This window comes from Paenibacillus sp. FSL H3-0310, assembly GCF_038002785.1.
GTDB classification, from domain to species: Bacteria; Bacillota; Bacilli; order Paenibacillales; family Paenibacillaceae; genus Paenibacillus_AQ; species Paenibacillus_AQ odorifer.
The window spans coordinates 585,636-612,337 of the sequence record NZ_JBBODC010000001.1; the positions used below are offsets into that span (position 1 = coordinate 585,636).

Genomic DNA, 26,702 nt, shown 5'->3' on the forward strand with positions numbered 1-26,702 from the left:
TGGGGGAACAGCTGTGAGTAAAACCAAAACCGGCATGCCAAGGCTGCTGGAGATCGCCGGAGAGAAGCGAGGTTTGCTGCTCTTGTCCGGAATATTGTCATCTGTCAGCGCTGTATTAATGCTGATTCCGTTTTTGTCTGTTTATTTCATTTTGGCAGAGCTGCTGCGCCATGCTTCATTGCCTGGACAGGTCGACGGTGCGTATATGATCCGCTGGGGGTGGATTGCACTTGGAGGGTTAATCGGAGGGCTGGTGACTTCGTATTGTGGTATTATGTGCTCGCATATTGCGGCTTTTCGTATTCAATATAATTTGCGTGTGCAAATGACCGAGCATTTGGGCAGATTGCCGCTCGGTTTCCTGAACGGGACTTCAACAGGCGTGGTCAAGAAGACGCTAGAGCAGAATGTCGACAAGGTGGAAAATTTCGTAGCGCATCAGCTTCCCGATTTAGTCAGCGTGCTGGCTTCTACGGTGCTGATGATCGTGGCGATGTTTTGGCTTAGTCCGCCGTTAGCGGTAGCTTGCCTGCTGCCGATAATTATAGGATTAGGTGTGCAGTCAGCGCTTATGATGAGCAGCAGAGGCAAGGCCAGTGTGAAGCAGTATCATGATTCGTTGGAGCAGATCAATACTTCGGCGGTGCAGTATGTACGGGGGATGCCCGCGGTTAAGGTGTTCGGGCAGACAGTGCATTCTTTCAGAAAGTTCTACAGTGATATGACCAGCTACCGCGATTATTGTCTGGAGTATACGGACCGTTATCAAACAGGTTATATCTTATTCAAAACATTGCTGGCATCACCATTTACCTTTATTTTGCCGGTGGGCGTCTTCATGCTAAGCGGTCGGCCGGATTCCATGTCCTTTGCGCTTGTGCTGTTGTTCTTTCTGATTATGGCACCCGGCGTTTCATCTCCGCTCTACAAGCTACTTCTGCTGGCTTCAAGCACTCGGGATATTGGCGAAGGCGTGGAGCGGATGGACCGTCTCTTGGCACAGCAGCCTGTACCGGAAATAGCAGAACCGCTATCTCCGCATACTTTTGACGTTGAATTTGTGGATGTAACCTTCTCCTACAGTGAAGATGCAGGGACTGCAGCGGCGCTCAGCGAAGTCTCATTCCGTGCGGAACAAGGGAAGGTTACAGCACTGGTAGGCCCGTCAGGTTCGGGAAAATCGACGGTGGCCAGCTTGGTGCCGCGGTTCTGGGACCCGCAAGTGGGTGCAATCCGCATCGGTGGAGTCGATATTCGCCATATGGCAATCCATGAATTAATGAATACAGTTGCTTTTGTATTTCAGGAAACCTTCCTGTTCTATGACACTTTGTATGAGAATATTGCTGTCGGCAAACCGGGAGCGACTTTTGAGGAAGTCCAGGCTGCAGCCAGAGCGGCACAATGCGACGAGTTCATTACTCGGCTCCCGCAGGGATACGATACGTTAATTGGTGAGGGCGGTGTCTATCTCTCGGGTGGTGAGGAGCAGCGCATTGCAGTAGCTCGGGCTATTCTCAAAAATGCACCATTGCTCGTGCTCGACGAAGCGACTGCTTTTGCCGACCCGGAAAATGAGTTTCATATGCAGTTAGCACTTACGGAGCTTATGCGCGGCAAGACGGTTATTGTCATTGCTCACCGACTCTCCTCTATACGTGAAGCTGCACAAATTCTGGTGCTGCGGGATGGAGAAATCGTGGAACGTGGAGAGCACGCAGGTTTGATTGAGGCGAAGGGGCTTTACGCAAAAATGTGGCATGCCTACAGTGACGCCGGAGATTGGCATATGGAAAAAGGAGGGGATCAGCTATGAAGGTATTGCATAATATTACTGCCGGTAAACCGCAGCAGTTGCTGAAGCCTGTACTTTTTTCTTTGCTGGCTAATCTAGTTAGTGTGCTGCCGTTCGCGCTTGTAATTGAGGCGGTGCGGTTGATTTTTGCTCCTTATATTACTGTAGGCGCAGAACTTCAGACAGAACGCCTTTGGTGGATCTGCGCAGGGCTTGTCGCCGTCATGGTGCTGATGTTCCTGAGTGAGATTCCCGCCTATCGCACCGCTTACCGCGGGGCATACAATGTTGCTGCACAGGGACGTGCAGAATTAGCAGAACATCTGCGGAAGCTTCCGCTGGGTTACCTGACTCGCCGGGACCCAGGTGATTTAGCCAATATGATGATGGGCGATTTCACGCTCGTTGAGACGGGCATTTCACATCTGCTGCCACAGCTTGCGGGAGCTTTTGTCCTGCCGATATTTGCACTTGCTGGTTTACTGTTTCTGGACTGGCGGATGGCGCTTTCTATGTTCGTAGCGCTGCCGGTTGCTCTCCTGATCATGTATATATCGGGCAAGCTGCGGCGGAGACTCGGAGCGGATCATATGAAGGCCAAGCTGAACGCTGCGAACCGCTTGCAAGAATACTTGAACGGTATACGGGTAATGAAGGCCTATAACCTGACGGGAGAACGATTTGTCCGTCTGGATAACTCTTTTAAAACTTTGATGAAGGAAAGTGTGAAGCTGGAAGGGATGTTCGGTCCGGTTATTCTAACCGCTATGGCTCTTCTTCGTGCGGGACTGACCTTAATGGTATACGTAGGTGTTCATCTATTATTAGGGGGGGAGCTCGGTATTTTGCAGTTGGCAGTATTCCTTATTGTCGGCACACGTATCTATGATCCATTGACCACGGCGCTAGCCAATTATGCCGAATTCCGCTACAACGAACAAGCGGGTGAACGTATAGTAGACCTGCTACGCCAGCCGGTAATGACAGGTAATACGAGTCCTCTTCCTAAAAGCAGCACCATTCGGTTTGACAATGTAACCTTCAGCTATGGAGGAGAGCCTGTTCTCAAAAATTTAAGTCTGGAAATGCCGCAAGGTTCACTGACTGCAATTGTGGGCCCGTCAGGCAGCGGCAAGAGTACAGTGCTGCGCCTGATCTCACGTTTCTATGATCCTGAAGAAGGGAGCGTTCTGCTAGGTGGGCGCAACATCAAGGATATTGATCCAGAACATCTGCTAGGATCTGTATCGGTGGTGTTTCAGGATGTGTACCTATTCCAAGATACCATCGGGAACAACATTGCTTTTGGGCGGCCGGGGGCGTCGCAGCGGGATATTCAGCAGGCAGCGCAAATGGCTCACTGTCATGATTTCATCATGAAATTACCGCTTGGTTATGATACGCCGGTAGGCGAAGGCGGCAGTACGCTCTCCGGAGGGGAGAAGCAGCGAATTTCCATTGCCCGTGCGATTCTCAAGAATGCTCCAATTGTGCTGTTGGATGAAGCTACTGCATCGCTTGACCCGCAGAATGAGGCCGAAATCCAGAAAGGAATTGATGCGTTGATTACGGGCAGAACCGTCATTGTTATCGCCCACCGGCTGAAAACCATACGCGGTGCGGACAACATTATCGTACTGGAAGACGGTCGGCTGGTCGAGCAGGGACGACATGAAGCCTTACTGTTGCGCGGCGGACTGTACGACCGGCTCTGGAAGCTGCAACAGCAATCCGTTGGATTCCGCATCACATCTTAGGCAATGCTCGGCACATTTTAGGAGGGAAACGTATGGCTATAACAAAGGATGAATCCGCTTGGCCGATCATAAGCCTTAGTTTGGGGGAGGCGTTTGATCAGGAGACAGTAGAAGAATATATCGCTTATTGGGAAGAACTGCTCGCGCGCCGATCTGCCTTCGGCCTGCTGATGGTGCATTCTGCTGAGAAAAACACACGTCCAGAGCGTGCGGTCACACAGCTGTATATGAACTGGTGCAAGATGAACAAGCGGGAAATCGCCCAATATTGTTCAGGCATCGCGGTCGTAATGCAGAATGCAAAGTTGCTTGCTGTCTACAAGCCAGTTACAGCGTTGTCCACTAAAAGAACCTACGGCTGCCCCGGAGGCGCCTTCTCTGGAGAGGCTGAGGCGATAAGGTGGCTGGAGGAGCAATTGACTAAGACACCCTCAGGTACGAAAACCTAATATAGCTGCCCATATTTTGGGGATACACATTTAAGCTTTCTTCACCCTTTTGGGTGGGAAGGCTTTTTTTTGTCTAGAAAGATAAGAATCCGCCAAACGCTCACAACCAACGTGTCAGAGTAAGCTTTTTGAAATATAAATGGGGTGTGTTGGATGAAGATAAATAATAATTATTTGAAAGAACAATTAAACCAAGAAGTTCGTAGAGGAATTAGGTTTTTAAACATTAGAGGACGATCTCTAGCCAATGGTTATTTCAAGTGGTCGAAGAGATGATGGAATTCTTTATTATTGACTTGCTGAAGTTACCTGATGACCAACCAATCCTAATAGATTTAGGAATAATGCCTGAATTTATATTACCGTTTATCCCGGAAGAGAGAATGCACTAGGCTGGGCATCAAAACCATAGAAAGAACAGCAAACATGAGCGTAGAAGAACAATTTAGGTTAGTTCGTGAACATTTTAAAATGTAGGGATGACCGAAAGGTATACCTACTCAAAGAAACCATTCCTTTGTCAGGGATGGTTTCTTCATAACTAGAAAAGTACACAGGTGTGCCCGTATAATAAATAGGAGCAAGTAATTGGCAGTAGACTGATGATGAGGGGAGAGAAGACATGTTTTTCTTTAAGAAAAATAAAGGCATCACAAAAGAGGAACTGCAGGCCCTGGTTGAAGGCTTGGAGCAGGCTTATATGGATAAGGATGAAGAAGGTTTGAGCAAAAGATTTCATCCAGATAAGAGGGGAATGTCCTTTTTAAATCATTTTCAATTAATGATGACATTTCAAATCTATAATATAAAATCTGAAATTCTCGAATTTGAATTGCTGTCAATGGATGCCACTAAAGCAGTCTTTACATACACTCGGAAGCACATTCATACCTGTATCAACCCCGCCGATGAACGTGAGGAAAAAAGAAATCAAATTATCAGTTATTACGTTGAGGCTGTGAAGGAAAATGGTTCAATTTGGATTACGAGGTACAGCCCGTATAGCACGATTTATGTAGATAAGAAGGGTGATTTCCTTAGTGGTGTGGATGCGGTCATTCCTCCTGGAGAAGAGATCAATTCAGGCATTGCGCGATTCATCCCGTATTTTCAACTTGATAGCTATGTACCTGCAACATTCCATGTCTACAGTAACAGTCAATTTATCGGATATTATCCGCTGGGAGAATACCATCGGTACGAACCTTCGCATACGTTCACGATTAATTATTTTGATAAGATAGAGGCATCTTCTGTAGAGAAGCATACAGCGGATTATATCTCCCAAGAGACCTTGTTGACCGCTCAAGTACTGCATCAGACTGTTAATAGCTCTATAGTGGAGACGCAGTTGATGAACAATAATGTATTAGAACATGAACTTGTTACCAGCCTGCTTACGAAGGATGGGTTCTATATGATTAGATTTCTGTATGACAAAGGGGAGCCGATCCCGCCAGAGGAGCGAGAAAAGTGGAAGCGTGAGATGGTCACTTTAATAGAAAAAGAGCACAGCAGTTAACACAGAAACTTGCCGTTACAGACAACACGCGAACCGTATCCTAAGTAACGATAAGTTTTTTTGGTAATAATGAGAGAAAAGGAGAGATGAAAATGTCCTATATCGTTGATTTTAAAAATGTGTCTACGGTTGGGTTAGAATCTTCACCTGTAGTAGATGCACTTGCTGGTCTGCGTGCTAATGAGGCCCGTTACTTTATGAACAAATACAAACATGAGTTTACGGTTGTACGAGCCAGCGAAAGTCAGGAGACCCTTGATTATGTGAACCGAATTTTAAAAGAAGAACGCGATATTGAGTTTGCGGCCAAACCTTTAGAAACATCGCGTTTTCAAGTGGAAGATATTAAATTCGCTTATGTCTTTTATGAGGATGGTCTTGCGGTGAACGTTATGTATACGGTGGATGACCCTAAGAAGCGGGCTGTTGGTTTTAAGCTTTCTGAGGGGATGGAGATCCCAAAGGAGCTAGAAGAGAAGTTTAAGTTTGCTAGGCAGAAGTCCAAGCTAGCCGGAACAATTCGGGGTTCGTTTTTTGTAATTAAAGGAGAGTATTAAGGTTAGCAAAATTGCAACTTAATCAATGAGAGGGCCATCCTGTAAAAGGATGGCCCTAAATCTTGCCGATATAGATAATTTGCGTAGGTTATCTATGGGAATGGACTCTCATTCAAGAGGCCGAATTTATTATATAGGGCAACGAAAACTGGAGTTGCGAGCGTACTTCATAATTATTTTGCATGAATAGCTGGGACGGTAGAATGTACGGTATAAATCCCGTAGATAAGAGCTGGAGTAGCTGAAACGGTGGAATGTACGGTATAAATCCCGTTGATAAGAGCTGAGGTGGCTGAAACGGTAGAATGTACGGTATAAATCCCGTAGAAAAGAGCTGAAGTGGCTGGGACGGTGAAATGTGCGGTATAAATCCCGTAGATAAGAGCTGGAGTAGCTGAAACGGTGAAATGTACGGTATAAATCCCGTAGATAAGAGCTGGAGTAGCTGAAACGGTGGAATGTACGGTTCAACTGGTGGATATTCGCCAACATGTGATACGTAGACAGAGTAAACAGCAACATATACTCCATTGATGCAGGGTACTTTTTGGGATGTTAAGCTCTTCCGCCAAGTCGCCCACTGTCTTTGTTTGCTCTTGAATGAACTGCACTGTCTGTTTTTAAATTCTTCGTTATACCGTTGTCGATGTTCTCCCATGTGAACACACCTCCGTGGACTCATTATCGCCAGTCTGTTAACTACTGTCCACTTTTTATTCTAGCTTCAGTGACTACGTTATTGTCCTTACCGTAAAGGACAAAGAACCGCCTAAGTTGCCAGCGACATGGAAGATGTTGGATGCGGTCAAAAACAATCGAATGATTGAGATTGATATGGAAAAATATTTTGCAGCAGATTCATACTCCTCCTTATTACAAGCCGAAGATATTGCCGACAAATTATCGAAGCTGGCTTCATCAAAATAACCTTATTGGATTGAACCTACCTGAAGCCATCTAAATATAAAGACGAAGCCTATTATGGCTTCGTCTTTTGTAGTTTTGCATACCCTTTTACAAATGAACTATTGGACCGAAAGTACAGTCTCCAGCTCAGGGATATATTCCTTGACCATATTGTTGTCTTCCCACAGTCCTTTAGTCCCAGCTGGGGCTTGACCTTCGGAAACGACTAAGTACGGTTTGATGGTTACGGTATTCGGTATAGTCTTGAAGGGTTCAAAACGAACATTATAAGATTCGCTTAAGGGGTGAGCACCGATGGGCTTCAGTCGAACGCCACGTTCATCGACAATGTCAAATTGAAGAGCGATGACGCCCCCGTTAGCACCCTTATATTTCGAAGGGATAGAAGCGAGCATTTCTTCTACGCTCTGGCCCGGTTTGGTTTTGTACTCAATGGATACCTGCGTTGTGATTGGGGTGATTTCTACCTTACTGATCTGCAAGTTAATGTTATCGTGATGCTTGGTCTCCTCTGAAGTTAGTGCGGTAACAGGCGTTGATTTGGTAACAGGCAGAACGAATTCGAACGGGACATCGTAACCCTTTAACGTTACATTTACAGTCAAGTCAAACTGATCAGGGAACTGGACAGTCTGTGTTGTTGTGCTCGGATCATAATAAGTGTTCAAAACCTGAACCATTATGCTGGAAGCAGTCTCACCATCCATGTGTTCGTAACTCCAGAGCAGAGGTTGACCTTTATAGAGAACCTCAAACTTATCCACCGCGCCTTTATTGGCATCTGAAGGCGGCGAATTGGGCTCCGAAGCCAAACGGTTTCCAGGAGTGGTTAGGTTCATAAGAATTCGGGTTCCGTCAAATAACAACGTTGGGATATTCATGGTCACCTCGCTATGGGTCACGCTTTGGTTTACGTTTGTGATGAAATCCCCGGCTTGTTGAACACCGGGATCTAAGTTTTTTTCGCCCCATAATGAATAGATTTGTCCCAAAACCGGAATTTGCTTGAGTGCACCAGCCATTGCGGGCGATACAAAGCCGGAAGCAAGGACTGTAACTCCAAGAATTGCAGCGGCTGCAGTGGAAATCAACCACTTATTAAAAGTTCTTGATGCATCCATCTTTCTCTGAATGGGGGAAGTGGAATTATCGGTCTCCCTGATGATTTGGTAAGTCTCATTCAGTTTGGAGCGGGCAATATCCGATAACTGAGCGGGAAGTAGGCTTTGGCAGTTCTTTAACTGTTCTTCTAACTTAGTGTTTACCATGTCGCAACTCCATTTCTTGATTGAATTGAGATGAATGCTTTAGCTTTTTGCGGGCGCGATGCAGCCGGGTCTTCACAGCAACCGTAGAAATTTCGAGAATGTCGGAAATTTGACGGATCGGCATGTCCTGTAGGTAATGAAGGTGAATGACAATCCGGAGGTTCTCCTCAAGATGTTGAACGGCATCCCATAATTCGATTTTCTCATAATCCTTGGAAGTGGAAGGGATTTCGGGAAGCTCTCCATAAGGGAGGGATCTTGAGTTGTTTTTGAGCATTTTATTGCATTCATTAATCAGAATCCGGAAGATCCACGTTTTGAAAAAAGCGGGCTCTCTGAGTGTATGGATGTTCTTAAAGGCTTTAAGCATCGTCTCCTGCAGGGCATCTGCACAATCTTCTTCTTTGTTGACGATGGACCTTGCAGTTCTGTATAAAGGTAACTCTATCTCCTGCATCAACTGCACGAATGCTTCAGGGTCTCCAGCTTTGGCTTTGACGACAATAGGATCTATATGCAAAGATTTACCTGCTTTCTTGACTAGAAGTCTTAGGATGTTCGTAACGTTACTTAAATATTAGATCGGGTAGGTAGCTAGAAGGTTACCACAAACATGATTCCATTCTCCGCATCTCGCAATGCTAGCAAGGGGAGAAATTGGTTTTTTTTCACAAAAAAATCGCCGTTCAAATTCCCTGTCAGGAATCGGACGACGATTTTCAAAAGCTAGTCAGTCAGTTAGTCAATCAATCAGTCAATCAATCAATGATATAAATGACCCATTCCCCTTGATCGTTTGGCCGAATAGCGTATAGCATTTTTACATTTTCAACGGTCTTTGCGGCCATATCCAAGCGTTGTCCGGTCACCGTTATATTTACCTGATGTTCGTTGGGTAACATGGAATCGATGCTTTCGATGTCTGTGAATTTGTACTGATATTGTTCGTCATAATAAGGTTCCATAGCATCTGCTAGTTTTTTGTTTACGAACCCGGATTGGAAAAGTGTGTGGTCATGCTCAACCAAAGCAGTTAGGTTTTTTTCCAGCACTTCAAGTGCGGGGAGATCATACTCTGTCAATTGATCTGAATATGATTTCAGATTTATCGACAATTCTGCTTTAAAGCTGGTTTCATTTGGCTGCTTGGGTTCTGTGTTTTGCGGCTTCTGCGTATTCATCGCTGGACTTTGGGTTGGCGTATTTGCTCCTGTGTTCGGCTCCTCGATGGGTTTAACATCCCCTGCACATGCTGCCAGAAAGATTAAAGACATCAACATGAGCATTCTTGCAATAGTTTTTAACATCTAACCCCACCTTTTTAAAGATATGTTAGTTAGTCGCGAGAAAATATGGAGAAGTTTCAAGGGCTGAATGAAGCCCGAAAAAGTGGATTAAATCGCTAGCTTTTGTGGATCATCTACAGAGTAACGTCCGCTTACCGCAAGCATGATTGTAGAAATAATGACGAGTATGAAACAGAGTACAAATGAATACCGGTACCCAACAACACTAGCTAATAACCCGCCAACAAGACTGCCAATCAGTCTGCCGATCGTGGATGAATTAGAGTAGAGTGTGGATGCATACCCAGGCATGTTTGGAAGCAGATCCTGAATGTAGCTAATGCCAATCGCTGAAATAACGGCAACAAAAAAGGCAAGCAAAATTTGGGCTGCAAGCATTTGCCACATCGCGCCTGAAGTAATGACAACGAGATAATAAGCTCCTCCGAAAATGGCTCCGCACATCATCAGGATTCGGTTACTGTATTTCGCACTAAGTAGTCCCAGCATGATCATAAAAGGAATTTCCAGCGCAGCACAAATACTGCTGACTAAACCAACATCGCTTGTTGTTCCCCCTAGATTGTTGGTAATAAAAAGGGCAGTATTGATGCTACTCGTCCAGTGGGCTACATACATTAGTATCATAATCAGAAAAGGAAGCAGAACATTACGGTTCTGACCCAACCGGAAACTTTTTACTTTTACTTCTGCAGTACTGCTTTTCACTTCTGTATTTGATTTCAGGAATAGCGAGATAAGTAAGGCAACCAGCAGGAATACTCCGATGGTGCCCGAGAAAATCCCCTTAAACCCAACAGCAGCAATTAGCAGAGTACCGATTAAAGGACCTGTAATAAAGCCGAGAGAGAAAGCAGAACGCAAGGTAGAATTTGCAAATGCAGTATCCGTAAAATCGCTCTTATTCACTGCTTCTCTAGCTATGGCGAACAATTGAGGCATCCCTGGTGCACCGAGGGCGGTGAACACAATCATGTAGATGAATAAGATCGTAAAATCCCCAATGAGCAAGTATCCGCTATAAGCCAGAGCATTACAGAGCGTGGAGACAAGGTAAATGTTTCTTCGATTTAAGCCGAGGTCAGAGCGTCTTCCGATTAGTGTACTGATCCATATCCCGGCAATTAACGTGGTGGCCAGAAAAACACCAAACAGCCCGACAGATACTCCAAGCTGCTCCGTAAAATAAATGGATAAAAAGGGTGCGCTGAGTGAAATCCCCATCCCCTGCAGTAACATACATAAAAAGAGTAAGCCATAAGAGGGAATCGAAAATAGTGCAGTTAGTCGTTTGAACATGTTGTGAAAGTACTCCTCTATATTTGTTTAGATATTTCATAAAAAAAAGCCGTTGAAATGAATTCCAACGGCTTTTTGTATGCTTGTTTTTTTCAAGACCTTATTCAACATCATAATTGATCAGAAAGAATAAGTCTATACTTTCGGCTGGATTTTATTTACTATTGTGAAGCCGGCAAAACCTAATAAATGGAGTGTTGTTAATGGACGTTACTTGTCATCTCGATAAGGCTGACTTACAGGATTATATTAGTAGGGTTTTTGGCAGCAGTTATTTCGTTGCTCGTGTTTCGCGCATGCATGGCGGCGCACAAAAGGTGGTCTACAAGATTGAGTGCAGTAATGGATTTTCCTGCGTTTTGTATGTGTGGGATCTTTCTATGAATTATTTTAAAGAAGAAAAAGAAAATGAAGATATAAACGAACAATCCTATGGAAGTCATTTATTCGAATTAAATAACAGGTACTTAACACAACATGGAATTCAGACCCCTGCTCTTTATGATCTGAATAAGGTAAGAGATCGTTACTCTTTCGATTATGCTCTGGTTGAATATATAGATGGAAGAATGGCAGAAATCTATTTTCATCATCCCGAGTTACGTGTTCAAGATAAAGTTTTTCAGCGTGTGGGGGAGATGCTTACTGCTATGCATACCCACGAGAGGCATGTTTTTGGGAAAGCAAATGCTAACGAGAGCAGCATGGGGCAATGTCATTTATTACAAATGGAAAATGCGAAAGTACAGCTAGCCTATGCCTCCCAACATATTGAGAAGATCAGGTCTAATCAAAGCAAACTGCTCGATAAGTTGTACGAGCTTGAATCAAAAATTCAACCCAGACAGCAATATGGGTTTATTCACGGGGAACTGGGTCCTGACCATGTTATGGTTAACGATAAACTGGAACCTTTCTTGATCGATATCGAAGGAGCAATGTTTTATGATATTGAGCATGAGCATAGTTTTTTGCAGATGAGATTTGGGGATTTCTACCGGTACTTAAAGAACGATGCTCTGGATCATGATAGGCTGTTATTTTATCAATTCCACCATCATGTCTCCTTAACTTCAGGTGGATTAAAGCTGCTGCATAGAGGATTTCCTGATCAACAATTCGCCCAAGGCCTAGCTGATTATCAATCGGAACGCGCGCTGAGGTTTATCGAAGGATGAACTAAACAAGGCCTTTGAATTGATAACCTACTGCCATGTCCTTGAAAGTAACCTATTAGCCTTCTTCACCCTTTAGGGTGGAGGAGGTTTTTTCGGTATACAACTACAAGGCATAATAAAAGACCGCATCCACTGAAATTGCTTCCAGAACTGGCGGTCTGATGTCTTCGTTATGAATCAATCTTTATCTGAAGGGTTAGTTAATGAAATTTAACGGTCTTGATGCGAGCCTCTTCTTCATAGCTAAGTGGTTTCGGAGATTGCGGAGTGTGCAGATGGCGCTCCACGGAGTACTCCATTTTCCGGTAGTCCTCATTACCTGTATTCAATGTTGGATTCCAGTTTTCTGTCACCCAATTTTTAAGTTCCTTAAGTCCTGCTAGCATTTCCTCCAGCCTCCTTTGGCGAAGAAACAAAATAGATTTTGTTGTTCTTTGTTTACGCTTTCATTATAATCCTAAACTCCATTTTTTAAAAGGTGTGTCCGTCTGAAAAACACAGATTATTCAGTGAACATTGTGTGTTATTTAGGTTTTGTGCTTCATCTGGAGAGAAGTGTCTCCCTGTAGGAGACATTTTTAACGAAGCTGAAAGGATACTCATTAGTACCACCTTTTTAAATTATTTTACATCCGTATATCCAACAAATACTGCCCTGAAGAAATAAATTTAGGGTGGAGAATTTACAGGATTATTTTCTAATGAATATGGAAAAATAAATGATTATTAGCTGCGAGTTGCACTGAAAACCATTATTTTGCTAATCATAAATAAGATTGGTGGAAATAAATTTTATTTTTCTAAAAATAGAGAAAATAATTTACAAAAGCAAAATATAATGATATTTTGTTTATGTAGAAAAGAAACCGCTCACAACTTAAGGGGGATTAACAATGACACTCACAAAGTTCCACGGAATTATACCTGCCTTTTATGCCTGCTATGACGATCAAGGAAATATTTCGGAATCCCGGACGCATGCTTTATGTGATTACTTATTTGAAAAAGGAGTTCAAGGTGTATATGTGGGAGGCAGCTCAGGAGAATGTATTTACCAGAGTCTCGACGAACGCAAAGCGGTACTAAGCTACGTAGCTAGTAACCTGAAAGGTAAAATGACACTGATTGCCCACGTGGGTGCCCCTTCCACTAGAGATAGTATTGAGTTAGCGAAACATGCTGCAACCTTAGGATACGATGCATTATCCGCAATCCCGCCTATATATTTCAAGTTACCTGATAGTGCAGTCTATAAATATTGGAGCGAGATTATGGAGGCAACCCCTCTAAGCTTCATCATCTACAACATTCCTCAGACTACTGGATATACACTGACTCCGTCCCTATTTGAGAAGCTGCTTGCGAACAAAAAGGTGATTGGTGTGAAGAACTCCTCCATGCCGACTATGGATATTGAAAGATTCAAAAGAGTGGGTGGAAAAGATGTAGTGGTATTTAATGGACCGGATGAACAATATGTTGCGGGAAGAATCATGGGAGCGGATGCGGGAATCGGTGGAACCTATGCGGTTATGCCTGAGCTGTTCCTGCAAGCTAATGAATTTGTTAAGGCTGGTAAGTTCGAAGAAGCTGGACAAATTCAAAGCGATATCAACGATATTATCATCGCCCTTTGTTCGCTGAAAGGTGCCATGTATGCCGGAATAAAAGAGATTCTAAAATTAAGAGGCGTAAACATTGGTAGCGTAAGAGCACCGCTTGAGGCAGTAGCCGCTGAAGATGCTGGTCCGATCGCAGACATTATGAAATTGATTGATCAAGCTATTGAAAGATATTGCGGTTAAGACAATGAAGAAATCCATCGTATGCTTTGGCGATTCTAATACTTGGGGCTACGACGCAGAGACAGACCGCAGATTTAAGGATGATATTCGTTGGACGGGAATTCTTCATACAGAATTGGGTGACGCCTACCGAATGATCGAAGAAGGGCTTCCCGGCAGAACAAGTGTCAGTGAGGACCCTCTATTTGAAGGACTTTCTGGAATTTCCTATATCTATCCCTGCCTGATGTCACATTCGCCATTAGACTTGGTTGTGATCATGCTTGGAACCAATGATACCAAAGAAAGGTTTGGATTAACTTCTTATAACATCGCACAAGGTATTGTTAGGCTGGCTCTTAAAGCTAAAGGTAGCGGTGCAGGACCTGAGGGGAAGGCTCCAGAGGTTCTAGTAATCGCGCCCCCTCCGATTGGAGCAGAGTATATTCATACCCCTATTGGCAAACCAATGGGTAGCGGATGTAGTGAGAAGTCTATGGAGCTCGCTGAGCATCTTGCAGCTTTGCTAACGGGAACTGGTATCCACTTTGTAGATTCCAGAGACCATGTATCGATGAATGAAATTGATTATATGCATCTTGATCCGCAAGGACATCGCAGCATGGCCGATTTAGTGCAATACCATGCCAAACGGATTTTAAATTAAAGGTTCTATGCTTTCGAGCGAGTTTTGTACGAAGAGATTCAGAGAAGATAATGCTCACAAAACTTTAAGCGTATGCTTTCGATGCGAGTTTTGTACGTAGCGATTCAGAGAAGGTAATGCTCACAAAACTTTTAGGGAGGTTTATAAATGAAGAAAAAACGTTTACTCTCGGCAATGCTTGCGCTAATGGTGATTATTTCTTTAATTTCAGGTTGCTCAGGTAACAATGCTGCGAGCTCTAATACATCCGATAATTCTTCTGCGTCTGGGAAGGAAAAAGTGGCGATCAGAGTATGGCTGACTCCACAGTGGAAGGGTGTTGTGGATGCCACGGAGGCAGGCGCGGACTATGATAGCTTCCTAAAGCATGCCGCTGAGAAATTCAAAGCACAATATGATAAATACGATGCAGATATTCAAATAGAGGTCATTGCTGGAGATCAGCGCGATCAATTGCTTAACGTTAACTTAAGCGGAGGAACACCTCCAGATGTGTTCTTTGAGAGTGTATTCCCGATGGGGGATTACGTTCACCGGGGAGCATTGGTTCCTTTGACCGACATCATTGATGAAGACGCGAAAAGCGATATTGCTCAAAACTACTGGGACGCTGTAACGTTCGGAGAAGATATTTATTTCTATCCATTCCAGCACAACCCAGGCACCTTGGTTTACAACGCGGACATGTTTAAAGCAGCAGGCTTAGAAAAGTTTGTGGGTGAAGAATCCGAAATCAAAACTTGGAACTTGGATGAATATCAACAAATTCTTGAGGGTCTGAAAAACAATCTGCCGAAGGATAAGTATTCCAATGCATATCCAATGGCATTATTCGCTGTAAATAATCAGGGCGATACATGGAACCTTGCCTATATGAGAATGTTCGGCAATAAGTTCTTTGATGATCAAGGCAACATTGTCCTGAATGATGAGAACGGAGTTAAAGCTGCAACTTGGCTGAAAAACCTATATGACGGCGGATATACAAATCCAGGCGCAGAATCTGTTTCTTCTAATGATGCCAATGCTATGTTCCAAAATCAGCAATTAGCAATCAGTTTCACTAACCCGATTCTATTTAATGGTACGAAAGCAAATATGGCGGACGGTACGGCAGCGAAATTCGATATGAGACTTGCTAATATTCCGTCGGAAAGCGGAGATCCTCTATCCTTTACTTATGTAGTAGGCGCTAGTGTATTCAAGTCCAAAGATGCTAAGAAGACTGAAGTAGCTAAGGATTTCGTGAAGTTCTTCTCAAGCGATCCTGAGTTAGTTAAATCCTCTAAGAATGGTATTCCTGTAAGAAGTTCTGTAGCCGAAGCACTTAAAGCAGAAAATCCACTGTTTGCAGCTTACGATGCCAACTCTAAATATTTGTTCAACTTCACAGGCAACGTTCCAGGATACAGCCAATTAAGAGAGGTTTTATATCCAGAGCTACAAGCACTTTACATGGGAGCTAAGACACCGGAACAATTTGTGCAAGATTATCAGGCAAGTGGTAACAAGGTGATTGAGACCAATAAAGCTGGCTCTGTAATTTTCCAATAATCTAAGACCAGATAAACAATACACGATTGACAGCCTTTAGGGTCTGAAGAGACTCTGGGGCTGTTAATTAGAAAGGTAAACGATATGAAACTACGTAGTAATTACCTAAAAGAGAATATTACAGGTTATCTGTTTATTTTACCTCAGATGATAGTATTCTTAGCCTTTCTTGTCTATCCGATCTTAGAAGGGATGCGGCTGAGTCTATACCAGATTAATTATGACAGCGAGAAGTTTGTGGGTTTTGCCAATTACACCACATTGTTTAATGATCCGGTATTTTTTAAGGCTACCATCAACACCGTTGTGTTCGTAATATTTATCGTTCTACTTACAGTGGGGTTTGCATTGTTCGTAGCCTCTGCGGTATTTGATAAGAATGCTAAGTACGTTTCCTTTATTAGAGGAAGTTATTATATCCCGGTAATGGTGTCCATGGTGGTTATGAGTATGGTCTGGAGCTTTTTGCTGAATCCGGCTAACGGACTTATCTCTTATCTATATAAAGACATGGGACTAGGGACGATTAATCTGCTGGGAAATCCAAAGACGGTTCTGCCAGTCGTGATATTTGTAACCTTCGCAACTAACGTGGGCCAGGCAATTATTCTGTATATAGCTGCGATGATTGGTGTCTCGAAAGAGCTTTTTGAAGCAGCAGAAATCGATGGTGCTAGCAGATGGCAAGTGATTACAAAGATCCTGATTCCTTCGGTAGGACCTACAACAACTTATATTACGATTATCAATATTATTGCCGTATTAAAAATCTTTGTAGTTATTCAGTTATTGACCGGTGGCGGACCGAACAATTCCTCCGTAACGCTGATGTACTACCTTTATAATAATGCCTTTAAATATAACCAACTCGGTGTAGCTTCTGCGGTAGGGGTTATCATGTTCGTGATTACATTGATATTGTCTGTGCCACAGCTACGAAGCATGATTAAGGTGAAGTGAGGGGGAATACAACATGTCGAAGATTAAAAACAAGAAAAAGAGAGAGAAGTTTGATGTGATATCGAATGTGATCATTATCCTCTTCGCACTCCTTAATCTTTTTCCACTATATTGGTTATTCACAAGTTCACTTAAAAACAGCTCGGATGTTGTGAAGATGCCTCCAGACTGGTGGCCCAAATCGATTACATTCTCCAACTATGTGGATGTATTTCAGAACCAGCCGGCTTTAAGATGGACGTTTAATAGTATTTATGTATCTGGTATTTCTACTATTTTGGTTATTGTTGTAGGCTCTATGGCCGCCTATGCGTTCTCAAAGATTAATTTTAAAGGTAAAAATATAATCTTCATTATCTTTATATCAAGTTTGATGATTCCTAAAGAAATTATGATAGTACCCTTATTCCGGATCACCCAACAATTTGGAATGGTAAATAGTTATAACGGTATGATTTGGCCGAACGTGGCGGGTGCATTTGGAGTGTTCCTATTAAAGGGATTCTTCGATTTAACCCCTAATGCCTTAAGAGAAGCCGGGAGAATAGATGGTGCAAATGAATGGAGAATCTTCACGCGCATCATGTTACCTATTGTCAAACCTGGTATTGGAGCCTTATTTATTCTAAATTTCGTGCAAGTCTGGAATGATTACTTGTGGCAGCTGGTTATAGGCCAAGAGAACAAAATGAAAACATTAATGGTTGGTACTGCGACCTTAATGCAGGATTTGAATCCTAATTTCGCTTATAAAATGGCCGGAGCTACCATCGCTGCAATTCCGATGTTGCTAGTGTTCATGTTATTCCAACGGTTCTTCACCAATGGGATTACGGCAGGAGCAGTTAAAGAATAAATAAAAATGTGGAGTGGGTTACTGATGAATACTGAAAATAATGTACTTAAAAAAATAAAACATAAACTAGTCGTCTCCAGTCAAGCCTTACCAGAAGAACCGCTGCATAGCCCGTTTATTATGGGGAGAATGGCTTATGCTGCTTACTTAGGCGGGGCTTCTGGAATTCGGGCAAACAGCGTAGCGGATATTCAAGAAATCAAAAAGCAAGTGAATCTGCCGATCATTGGGATAATCAAAAAGGTGTATGAAGGCTCTGAAGTCTTTATTACACCCACTCAAAAGGAAGTCGATGAGCTGTACCGCGAAGGGGTAGATATCATTGCTATGGATGCTACAGACCGTATTCGCCCGGACGGATCTACTATTTCTGAACTTTTTCCATTTTTAAAAGAGACCTATAAAGATCAACTGTTTATGGCGGATTGTTCTACATTTGCGGAAGCTGCGAAGGCTGTTGAGCTGGGATTTGATCTGATAGGAACTACCTTGAGCGGTTATACCGAGGCCACTAAAGGCCGCAACTTGCCAGATTTTGAATTGGTTCAGCAAATCGTCAACAACTTCTCTGTTCCCGTTATAGCTGAAGGTGGGGTTTCCACTCCTGAAGAATTAAAGACCATGTTTGATTTAGGTGTGTATTCAGCAGTGGTTGGCTCTGCGATCACGAGACCGATGGAGATTACGAAACGGTTTGTGAACGCTATTCAGTAGAACACCAGAGAGGGTAGATGGGAATGAGAATTGTAGCCGTAGATATTGGCGGTACCAATACCAAGATGTGTATATGCGATAAACAGGGGAATGTACATGACTTCAAGGAGTATACAACAGAAAGCTACTTGGGGGGACCCCATGTAATCTCGAGAATGCTGGAAAAGATTGCAGAATACGATCATTTTGATGCCATTGCCATAAGCACCGCGGGCCAAGTTAATGCAGAAGAAGGATTTATTGTCTATGCTAACGAAAATATACCTAGATATACTGGAATGAAAATTAAGGATATTGTCACCCATCATTTTCATAAACCTGTTATGGTAGAGAACGATGTGAATTCAGCAGCATTAGGCGAAGCTTATTATGGAGCTGCTCAGAGCTTTAACAATTTCTTATGTCTAACCTTTGGCACAGGCATTGGCGGTGCGATCGTCATTAATCGCCAAATCTATAAAGGGGCTAATGGGGTAGCGGCTGAATTTGGCCATATCTTTACTCACCCATTGTCGGCCACATCCGGAGTAGAAGGACTGCCGTATTATGAGAAATACGCTTCAACTACAGCTTTAGTGAAGATGGCTCAGCTGGCAGATCCCGAATGCACGGACGGAAAAGCTTTATTTGATAAAATACAGAGCGGAAATGAGCAGCTTGAACGTATTTTAGATCTATGGATTACTGAAGTGGCTGTGGGTTTAGCCTCTATCACACATATCTTCAATCCATCCGCGATTATTATTGGTGGCGGCGTAATGGAACAAGAAGATTTGGTTCGAAGGGTAGAAGAGCGCACGAAGTCTTTGATTATGGAAAGCTTTGCGGGAGTGAGAATTGTTAAAGCCTCATTAGGGAATAAGGCAGGTCTGCTGGGAGCTTCCTCCTTATTCGTACATTAATTTATTGAAAAGGAGGGGCTTTTTTGCGGACAATCAGTATTTTTTCTTCAATTCATTCTAAATACAATAATTTGACGAATACGGAGAAGAAGGTAGCGGACTACGTACTGGAGAATACGAGAAGTGTAGTCTACATGTCGATTACTGATCTTGCAGATGCATGTGATGTTGGGGAATCAAGTATATTTCGATTTTGCAAATCTTTAAGTTATAAAGGGTATCAAGAGTTCAAGATCGCATTGGCACATAGCATCACTGTGGAGAATGAGATCCCGCAGCTTACCGATCAGATTCTGATGGATGATACGATTGAAGCTGTTGCTTCTAAAGTGCTGACCACGAATGTAAGTGCACTCAACGAGACCTATAATTTAATTGATATACAGAAGATCAGTGAGGCCATTGAGTATTTGATTAATGCAGAACGTGTATTGTTTTTCGGTGTGGGCTCTTCTCTAGTCACAGCTATGGAAGCCAAGATTAAATTTATGCGCATTACGAACAAAACGGAATGTTTAATGGATTCACATCTGCAGATGATGTCGGCAGCGTTGATGTCTAACCGGGATGTCGCTGTTGTGATTTCTTATTCCGGCTCGACCAAGGATAGCATTGAGGTTGCAAGAAAAGCAAAGGAACGAGGAGCCAAAGTAATATCCATTACCAGGTTTGAAAAGTCACCGTTAACCTCGTACTCCGATCTGACCCTGCTATGTGGTGCTAATGAAGGACCGCTGCAAGGGGGTTCATTATCTGCAAAGATATCGCAGCTCTATCTGCTTGATATTTTATATGTAGAATATTTCAAGAAGACTAGTGAGCAATCCATAATCAATAAAGAAACTACAGCTTCAGCAGTCAGTGAGAAACTGGTTTAGTACATTAAGATGTGAGGGGAATGGGAAGTTATGATCTTAGGTTCTTTGTCATCTTGGGAAGAGCATATCAAGTATGAGAATCCTGTCATTGTTGAGGCTATTGAGGAATTGAAAGTAATCTTACAACATGATCCTGATCTTGGGCGAATCGAAATCCGCGGGAACGAAATGTATGCTTCGATTATGGCTTTGGAGGCAAAATCGCTGGAGGAACAAGCCGCAGAGAAGCATGAGACTTATATTGATGTGCATTATCTGATCGAAGGTGAAGAAACGATTGGCTGGGCACCCCTGCAAGAAGGGATCGAGCCCATTAAGCCTTACGATGCCGAAGGAGAATATGCGCTTTATCCCCCATCAGCAGATGAAATATTGTTATCTTTGAAGCCTGGAATGTTCGCGGTCTTTTTCCCTCATGATGTTCACAGACCGGGTATGGGTCAACCGGGGCAGCAGATTAAAAAAGCTGTCATTAAAATCCACACAAATCTACTAACTCCATAACATAGAGATTGAGGCTGGTAGTGGAACCATTCCGCTGTCAGCTTTTTTGCGTCGCTTCTATTTACTTATATCTAAATTTATAAATATACAAAATATAAAGATTGGTGGTAAACTTAACATGCCTAAAGCTTTTTTTGTAGAGCTTAAGGATTTTTTTGCATGCACATTTATGAGTGAGCAAAGAATATTACAGAGAATTACACTATAGAAAGAATAATGGAGGCAGGAGAGTTAAATGAAGAATAAAGGTCTAAAGAGAATGTTGTTGTTATCTATGATGGTTGTTGTCATCGCTGCACTTGCAGTCGGTTGTGGTTCGAAAAATAATACAAATACAGAATCGTCAGAGGGAGCTGCTCCAGAGGCTGCAAAAGAAGTTACCTCATTGTCGCTCGGTTTATTACCCTCGATTGATGCTATTCCTTTTATCATCGCACATGAACAAGGTTTCGATAAAAACCACGGTGTGGATCTGGACATCCAGACGTTTAAAAGCGCCAAAGATCGGGATGTAGCTTTTCAAGCAGGCAAGCTGGATGGTCTAAGTGCTGACCTGGTTGCGATCTCCATTTACAATGAGGCTGGACTGGATGTGAAGATCACCAGTATAACTTTTGGGGAATTTGATTTACTGACTGGAAATGAATCGATCCAGGATGTGAAGGATTTGAAGGGGAAAACCGTGATTTTGTCCAAAAATACCTCCACACAATATACAGTGGCAATGATGCTGAAACAAGCAGGTCTGACCGAAGCTGATATTACAGTGACAGAGGTTCCACAGATTCCGACCCGTTTAGAATTGCTTAAGAATAATAAGGCGGATGCGGCAATTTTGCCAGAACCTTTTGTAACGATGGGCAAAACCTCAGGCCTGCGTGTACTGAGCTCAACGCTAACTGCGGGAGTAAATCCGTTCGTATTAGCTTTCCCGCAAACTGCAATTGATGCCAAAGCAGAAGCTATCCGCAGTATGTATGCTGCATATGATGAAGCAGTAGCTTATATGAAATCCCATGAGCAATCTGAATATATCGATCTTGTAATCAAAGAAGTAGGATATCCAGAGACATTAAAAGATGAGATCAAAGTACCGGATTATGTACCAGCTTATCAAGTGGATGTGAAGGAAGTAGAGGCTGCATTTGCTTGGGCACGGGAAAAAGGTTTGCTCAGCAAAAATATCTCGGCTGAAGATGTGATTTCTGATGTCCAATTCAAGAAATAAAGGACTCGCCATAAAGGATCTGAAAGTAGAATATAAGAGCGGACAATTAGCCTTAGGTCAGGTGGATTTATCTTTGCCGGAACATGGGATCTACACCATTATCGGACCCTCCGGCAGCGGGAAATCTACTTTATTACGGGCGATTGCGGGCTTGCTGCCTAGTTATCAGGGACAAATTCTTTTTAATGAGAAATCTGTACATGAGAAAGAAACGTTAATTGGACTGGTGCCGCAGAACTATGGGCTTCTTCCTTGGAAGACTGTACATGATAATATTCAAATCGCAATGAAGATTACGCATACGGCAAGTTCATCCAAGCAAGAACGGGAGACGCAGATTAAGCAGTGGCTTTCGTCGATGGGGATCTCTGATTTAGCAGAACGTTATCCCTTATCCCTCAGTGGAGGCCAGCAGCAAAGAGTAGCGATTGCCAGAGCTTTTGCCATTTTGCCTACTATTCTGTTGCTGGACGAGCCATTCTCTGCACTCGATGCGATAACAAGGGAAACACTGCAGGTCCTCTTTTTAGAGAACTGGATGGCTAACCCGACGACTACATTATTTGTCACTCATGATGTGGAAGAAGCGATTCTGCTGGGGCAAAAGATTATCGTCATGCCGTCCAACAAAGAAACTACACCTGAAATTATTGATAATCATTTGGTGTTTCATATGAAGCATGAGGATAAGCGGGACAGTGTGGATTTCTTTGAGCAGACTAAGCGGATTAGAAAGGTAATGCAGGAGATATGGTAAACAAACGTCGACTTCATCATCTAGTAAGGCTGCTATTTGTATTTGTCTGTATGAATGTAGTCTGGTATATCGCATTTTTACTTATGAACCATTCGATTCTGCCAAGTCCCTTTGCTGTATATAAGGCGATGTTTCAGTTAGGGGCGCAGGATATTGCTATAAATGTAGGGTATAGCTTGTTCAGAATTTTTGCAGGTGTGGTACTGGCGTTAATTATTGGACTGCTTATAGGTCTTCTAATGGGACGTTCATTGACCTGGAACAAACTGCTGGACCCTGTGGTTTACTTGACGTATCCTGTTCCCAAAATTGCCCTGCTTCCAGTAGTGATGCTGTTCTTCGGGCTTGGGGAGACGTCCAAAATCCTAATGATCATGCTGATTTTATTGTTTCAGATCATCATTTCGGTAAGGGATGGGGTTAAGGCTATTCCGGACAATACCTATGATGTCTTAACTAGTATAGGTGCCAGCGCTGTGCAGAAGTTCTGGCATGTGACACTGCCGGGTGCATTGTCAGTAATTCTGAGTACGATTCGTATTTCGCTTGGAACGGCGATATCTGTACTGTTTTTTACGGAGATCTATGGAACAGAGCATGGTATGGGCTTTTTCATCATGGATGCGTGGTTAAGATTAGATTATCCGGAGATGTATGCTGGAATTATGTTGTTCAGCTTGGTCGGTTTTATTCTCTTCTTGCTTGTTGATTTTCTTGATTACAAGTTTATGAAGTGGCGGAACTAAATTTAGTTGGAGATTGAACTATAGCTTTCCTTTGCCTGAGTTTAGGCAAGGGGGAGCTTTTTTTATATGATTTTTTGGGGGCAATACAATTAATTTTAGTTTCATTATTATTTGAATGGAAAAATAAAACAGTAAAATAAATGAAGAAAAAAATGAAAATTAAACTTACTTAGGGCTGTAAACCCCCGTTTATTTTAGAAAAATATAAAGATGGTGAGATGAAAAGAGGGAATTTGTTTTAAAAAAACTAATAAATCTCTTAATTTCTTGCAAAACTATTGGAAATTATATTCATAAAAGTATAAAAAGGTTTAGTTTAATTTATTTACAACCCGATTTTAGTATGGTATTTTATCAATGGAAACGGATTCATTTAGGTTTTGTGAAATGATTTTAAGTTATTACGAATGGAAGGATCTGTTCACTTCATAAAAATGAAAACGCTAATAAAAAGTTGGAGGGAATTATCTTTGAATAAATATGGACGGAAGCTATGGCTTACGGTGCTGATTTTCGTGATTGTGATTGGCGGGCTGACGTATTATTGGGCTTCTAAGGGCGAAAACCCAGCAACACTGTCTCAGGAGTCTGCCAAAGAAGCAACGGGTGAAGCGGGAAAGGAAACTCTTCCAACGGCGACAGCAGCTAACACAAGTAGTGGAACCGCATATACGTTGACTGTGGATACGGGGAATCCGGGAGCTAAGATCAGCCCGATGTTGTACGGAGCCTTTTTCGAAGAGATTAATCATGCGGGAGATGGAGGGCTATATGCAGAGCTGATTTCCAATCGTTCCTTTGAGGATAGTTCGGTCACACTGTTCAATTGGTGGATTGATGAAAAAGGAGGGAGTAAAGGGAAGCTTGCTCTGACCAGCAGTAAGCTTTTGAACGATGCTCAGACCCAGGCAATGGCTTTAACAGTATCATCAGCTGCCGAGGGTGGTTCGGTATCTGCTGTGAATAATGGTTACTGGGGGATTGCTTTGACGAAGGATGCCAGTTACAAGTTGTCTTTCTATGCGCGGCCAGAGCCAGGGGACAATATGCCACTGCGTATAACGTTAGAGAGCCCAGATGGCAAAGAGCTATATGCAGAACAGACCGTTGATAAGTTAAAAGAAGGATGGCATCCATATACATACACACTGACTTCTACAGGTACTGTAGCAAACGCACGAATTGTAATCTCTGCTGCCAATGTAGGGACTGTTTATCTCGATATGGTGTCTTTGTTTCCTGAGACTTGGAACAACAGGGAGAATGGGCTTCGCATCGATTTGGCTGAAAAGGTAGCTGCGATGAAACCCGCATTCGTTCGTTTTCCGGGGGGATGTTTTGTGGAAGGGAAAACGCCAACTGATGCTTATCAATGGAAGAACACCATTGGTCCGATTGAAACGCGTCCCGGTCATAAGGGATATTGGGATTACCGCTCCTCAGATGGGCTGGGCTTTCACGAATATCTGCAATGGGCCGAAGATCTGAAAGCGGAACCATTATATGTAGCTTATATCGGGATTTCACATAACGGAGATCCTATAGCCAAGCAGAATACCGTTCCAGTCAGTGAAATTCAGCCATGGATACAAGATGCGCTGGACGCCATTGAATATGCAAACGGACCGGTTACTAGCAAATGGGGGGCACAAAGAGCCGCCAATGGTCATCCGGAGCCTTTTAATATGAAATATGTAGAGATTGGTAACGAAAACAATTTCCAGATGAGTGAATATATTAAGCGTTATGGCTTGTTTTATAAAGCAATTAAAGAGAAGTATCCAGAGATTCATCTCATTGCCAATGCGGCAGTTGAAGGTGAGCCTATCGAGATGGTTGATGAGCATTACTATGAAACCTCTGAATGGTTCCTCAGCAACTCGAACAGATACGATACTTATGACCGGAGTGGTCCTGAGATTTATGTTGGTGAGTATGCGGTAACCAAGGGTGCCGGAGAAGGCAATCTGAACGCTGCAATCGGCGAGGCCGCTTTTATGATGGGCATGGAACGGAATTCTGATATCGTAAAAATGTCCTCTTATGCCCCGTTGTTTGTGAATACGAAGGATCGTACTTGGAACCCGGACGCTATTGTGTTTGATTCATCGACTAGCTACGGAACACCTTCTTATCATGTGCAGCAGATGTTCGGAAGCAATAAGGGGGATGTAGTTCTTCCAACCTCACTTGTGGCTCTAAGTCAAGAAGAAACCTCCGGTAAGCAATCCATTCAAGGTGGAATTGGTTTGGGGACTTGGGCCACCCAGGTAGAGTACAGCGATGTACGAGTAGCGAAAGGTGATGACGTTCTTTTTGAAGATCATTTCAAGAAGGATTCCGGAGCCTGGACTCTAAACAATGGGGACTGGGAACAATCCAAGGGTACTTTTAAGCAGACTTCTAATGATATTGATATTCGTGCAGTTGCCGGTGAGACTTCATGGAGTGATTATACACTTTCTCTTAAGGCGAAAAAGACTGGCGGAGCAGAAGGCATGCTCATTATGTTCGGCTCTAAAGATGAAGGTAACTTCTATTGGTGGAATCTTGGCGGCTGGGGAAATACGCAGAGCGCGATTGAAAAATCAGTAGGTGGAACAAGAGCAGTCATCGGAAGAACGGTTCCTGTAAGGATTGAGACTGGGAAATTGTACGATATCCGCATTGAATTATCAGGTGCTAATATCCGGCTCTATCTCGACGATGAGCTTATACAAGAGGTGAACGATGAAAGTCCAGCAGGGCCGCTGTTCCAAACTGCGAGCCGTGATCTTGCCACAGGTGAGTTGATCGTTAAAGTCGTTAATGCGGGTGACACTGCTCAGCGCACGGATGTTTCTTTTGCCGGACTTGCCACATCAAGTCTGGAAGGAACAGCTACCGTACTTCAGTCAGACGATTTAAATGCTGAGAATAGCTTCGCTGAACCTGACAAGGTGGCACCTGTAACTCAAAAGGTAAGTGTAGACAAAGGTAGTCTGGAGTTTGAATTCCCGAAATATTCCGTGACCGTGTTAAGACTAAAGGAAGGGGGGAAATAGCCGGTCACGGAGGGAGGTTCACTCCTTCACTATAAACAAGCATTTATTT

Annotated in this window: 25 protein-coding genes; 20 read left to right on the forward strand and 5 right to left on the reverse strand. The window is 43.2% G+C overall.

Annotated elements, in window-relative coordinates; translation table 11 throughout:
• The first annotated feature begins 34 nt into the window (after positions 1-34).
• From MHH63_RS02755 to MHH63_RS02780, 6 genes are all read left to right on the forward strand, one after another.
• Positions 35-1,816: an ABC transporter ATP-binding protein gene (locus MHH63_RS02755; RefSeq protein ID WP_341171987.1), complete on the forward strand. Its 1,782-nt coding sequence runs from the start codon at positions 35-37 to the stop codon at positions 1,814-1,816.
• Positions 1,813-3,552: an ABC transporter ATP-binding protein gene (locus MHH63_RS02760; RefSeq protein WP_076194572.1), complete on the forward strand. Its 1,740-nt coding sequence runs from the start codon at positions 1,813-1,815 to the stop codon at positions 3,550-3,552. Before MHH63_RS02755 ends, MHH63_RS02760 begins: the two co-directional genes overlap by 4 nt.
• Before the next feature lie 32 nt (positions 3,553-3,584).
• Positions 3,585-4,001 carry a hypothetical protein gene (locus tag MHH63_RS02765; protein ID WP_081386447.1) on the forward strand — a complete coding sequence of 139 codons (417 nt, stop codon included), beginning with the start codon at positions 3,585-3,587 and terminating at the stop codon, positions 3,999-4,001.
• Positions 4,002-4,623: 622 nt separating this feature from the next.
• Positions 4,624-5,523: a hypothetical protein gene (locus MHH63_RS02770; protein ID WP_341171191.1), complete on the forward strand. Its 900-nt coding sequence runs from the start codon at positions 4,624-4,626 to the stop codon at positions 5,521-5,523.
• A 92-nt stretch (positions 5,524-5,615) separates the two neighbouring features.
• On the forward strand, positions 5,616-6,080 hold the full coding sequence (locus MHH63_RS02775; RefSeq protein WP_076219519.1) for a phage tail protein: 465 nt from the start codon (positions 5,616-5,618) through the stop codon (positions 6,078-6,080).
• Between the two features lie 792 nt (positions 6,081-6,872).
• Positions 6,873-7,007 (forward strand): hypothetical protein, encoded by a 135-nt coding sequence (locus MHH63_RS02780; protein ID WP_303048570.1) that lies wholly within the window; start codon positions 6,873-6,875, stop codon positions 7,005-7,007.
• Between the two features lie 98 nt (positions 7,008-7,105).
• On the opposite strand, the gene MHH63_RS02785 is transcribed toward MHH63_RS02780, so the two are convergent.
• From MHH63_RS02785 to MHH63_RS02800, 4 genes are all read right to left on the reverse strand, one after another.
• Positions 7,106-8,275 (reverse strand): DUF4179 domain-containing protein, encoded by a 1,170-nt coding sequence (locus MHH63_RS02785; RefSeq protein WP_341171192.1) that lies wholly within the window; start codon positions 8,273-8,275, stop codon positions 7,106-7,108.
• Positions 8,262-8,795: an RNA polymerase sigma factor gene (locus MHH63_RS02790; protein ID WP_076279971.1), complete on the reverse strand. Its 534-nt coding sequence runs from the start codon at positions 8,793-8,795 to the stop codon at positions 8,262-8,264. The genes MHH63_RS02785 and MHH63_RS02790 overlap by 14 nt, the downstream gene beginning before the upstream one ends.
• 238 nt (positions 8,796-9,033) lie before the next feature.
• Positions 9,034-9,582 carry a hypothetical protein gene (locus MHH63_RS02795; RefSeq protein ID WP_076218769.1) on the reverse strand — a complete coding sequence of 183 codons (549 nt, stop codon included), beginning with the start codon at positions 9,580-9,582 and terminating at the stop codon, positions 9,034-9,036.
• 87 nt (positions 9,583-9,669) lie between these two features.
• Complete coding sequence (locus MHH63_RS02800) at positions 9,670-10,881, reverse strand: sugar efflux transporter (protein WP_052097297.1); 1,212 nt, start codon at positions 10,879-10,881, stop codon at positions 9,670-9,672.
• A 248-nt stretch (positions 10,882-11,129) separates the two neighbouring features.
• On the opposite strand from MHH63_RS02800, the gene MHH63_RS02805 reads away from it, so the two are divergent.
• Entirely contained in the window at positions 11,130-12,059 is a 930-nt protein-coding gene (locus MHH63_RS02805) for an aminoglycoside phosphotransferase family protein (protein ID WP_341171988.1), read from the forward strand.
• Positions 12,060-12,259: 200 nt separating this feature from the next.
• Here MHH63_RS02805 and MHH63_RS02810 read toward each other — a convergent pair whose 3' ends face one another.
• Positions 12,260-12,445 carry a hypothetical protein gene (locus tag MHH63_RS02810; protein WP_036679656.1) on the reverse strand — a complete coding sequence of 62 codons (186 nt, stop codon included), beginning with the start codon at positions 12,443-12,445 and terminating at the stop codon, positions 12,260-12,262.
• 507 nt (positions 12,446-12,952) lie between these two features.
• On the opposite strand from MHH63_RS02810, the gene MHH63_RS02815 reads away from it, so the two are divergent.
• The 13 genes from MHH63_RS02815 (at position 12,953) to MHH63_RS02875 (ending at position 26,653) form a co-directional block, all read left to right on the forward strand.
• Entirely contained in the window at positions 12,953-13,864 is a 912-nt protein-coding gene (locus MHH63_RS02815) for a dihydrodipicolinate synthase family protein (protein WP_038573110.1), read from the forward strand.
• On the forward strand, positions 13,833-14,510 hold the full coding sequence (locus tag MHH63_RS02820; protein WP_340033614.1) for an SGNH/GDSL hydrolase family protein: 678 nt from the start codon (positions 13,833-13,835) through the stop codon (positions 14,508-14,510). The genes MHH63_RS02815 and MHH63_RS02820 overlap by 32 nt, the downstream gene beginning before the upstream one ends.
• Positions 14,511-14,657: 147 nt before the next feature.
• Entirely contained in the window at positions 14,658-16,064 is a 1,407-nt protein-coding gene (locus MHH63_RS02825) for an ABC transporter substrate-binding protein (RefSeq protein WP_076129167.1), read from the forward strand.
• An 84-nt stretch (positions 16,065-16,148) separates the two neighbouring features.
• Positions 16,149-17,024: a carbohydrate ABC transporter permease gene (locus tag MHH63_RS02830; protein WP_076129168.1), complete on the forward strand. Its 876-nt coding sequence runs from the start codon at positions 16,149-16,151 to the stop codon at positions 17,022-17,024.
• 13 nt (positions 17,025-17,037) lie between these two features.
• Positions 17,038-17,880 carry a carbohydrate ABC transporter permease gene (locus MHH63_RS02835; protein ID WP_081382492.1) on the forward strand — a complete coding sequence of 281 codons (843 nt, stop codon included), beginning with the start codon at positions 17,038-17,040 and terminating at the stop codon, positions 17,878-17,880.
• 24 nt (positions 17,881-17,904) lie between these two features.
• On the forward strand, positions 17,905-18,594 hold the full coding sequence (locus tag MHH63_RS02840) for an N-acetylmannosamine-6-phosphate 2-epimerase (RefSeq protein WP_341171193.1): 690 nt from the start codon (positions 17,905-17,907) through the stop codon (positions 18,592-18,594).
• Positions 18,595-18,617: 23 nt separating this feature from the next.
• Positions 18,618-19,496, forward strand: coding sequence for an ROK family protein (locus MHH63_RS02845; RefSeq protein ID WP_341171194.1), 879 nt, complete (start codon positions 18,618-18,620; stop codon positions 19,494-19,496).
• Positions 19,497-19,519: 23 nt separating this feature from the next.
• The gene (locus MHH63_RS02850; protein WP_051491079.1) at positions 19,520-20,374 is read left to right on the forward strand and encodes a MurR/RpiR family transcriptional regulator; all 855 of its coding nucleotides are present in this window, start codon (positions 19,520-19,522) and stop codon (positions 20,372-20,374) included.
• 30 nt (positions 20,375-20,404) lie between these two features.
• On the forward strand, positions 20,405-20,878 hold the full coding sequence (locus MHH63_RS02855) for a YhcH/YjgK/YiaL family protein (RefSeq protein ID WP_076281915.1): 474 nt from the start codon (positions 20,405-20,407) through the stop codon (positions 20,876-20,878).
• A 235-nt stretch (positions 20,879-21,113) separates the two neighbouring features.
• Positions 21,114-22,106, forward strand: a complete 993-nt coding sequence (locus MHH63_RS02860) for an ABC transporter substrate-binding protein (RefSeq protein ID WP_341171195.1) — start codon at positions 21,114-21,116, stop codon at positions 22,104-22,106.
• Positions 22,087-22,863, forward strand: coding sequence for an ABC transporter ATP-binding protein (locus MHH63_RS02865; protein WP_076129171.1), 777 nt, complete (start codon positions 22,087-22,089; stop codon positions 22,861-22,863). Before MHH63_RS02860 ends, MHH63_RS02865 begins: the two co-directional genes overlap by 20 nt.
• Entirely contained in the window at positions 22,857-23,609 is a 753-nt protein-coding gene (locus tag MHH63_RS02870) for an ABC transporter permease (RefSeq protein WP_081383954.1), read from the forward strand. Before MHH63_RS02865 ends, MHH63_RS02870 begins: the two co-directional genes overlap by 7 nt.
• A gap of 470 nt (positions 23,610-24,079) precedes the next feature.
• Positions 24,080-26,653, forward strand: coding sequence for an alpha-L-arabinofuranosidase C-terminal domain-containing protein (locus tag MHH63_RS02875; RefSeq protein WP_340394562.1), 2,574 nt, complete (start codon positions 24,080-24,082; stop codon positions 26,651-26,653).
• Positions 26,654-26,702: the final 49 nt, after the last annotated feature.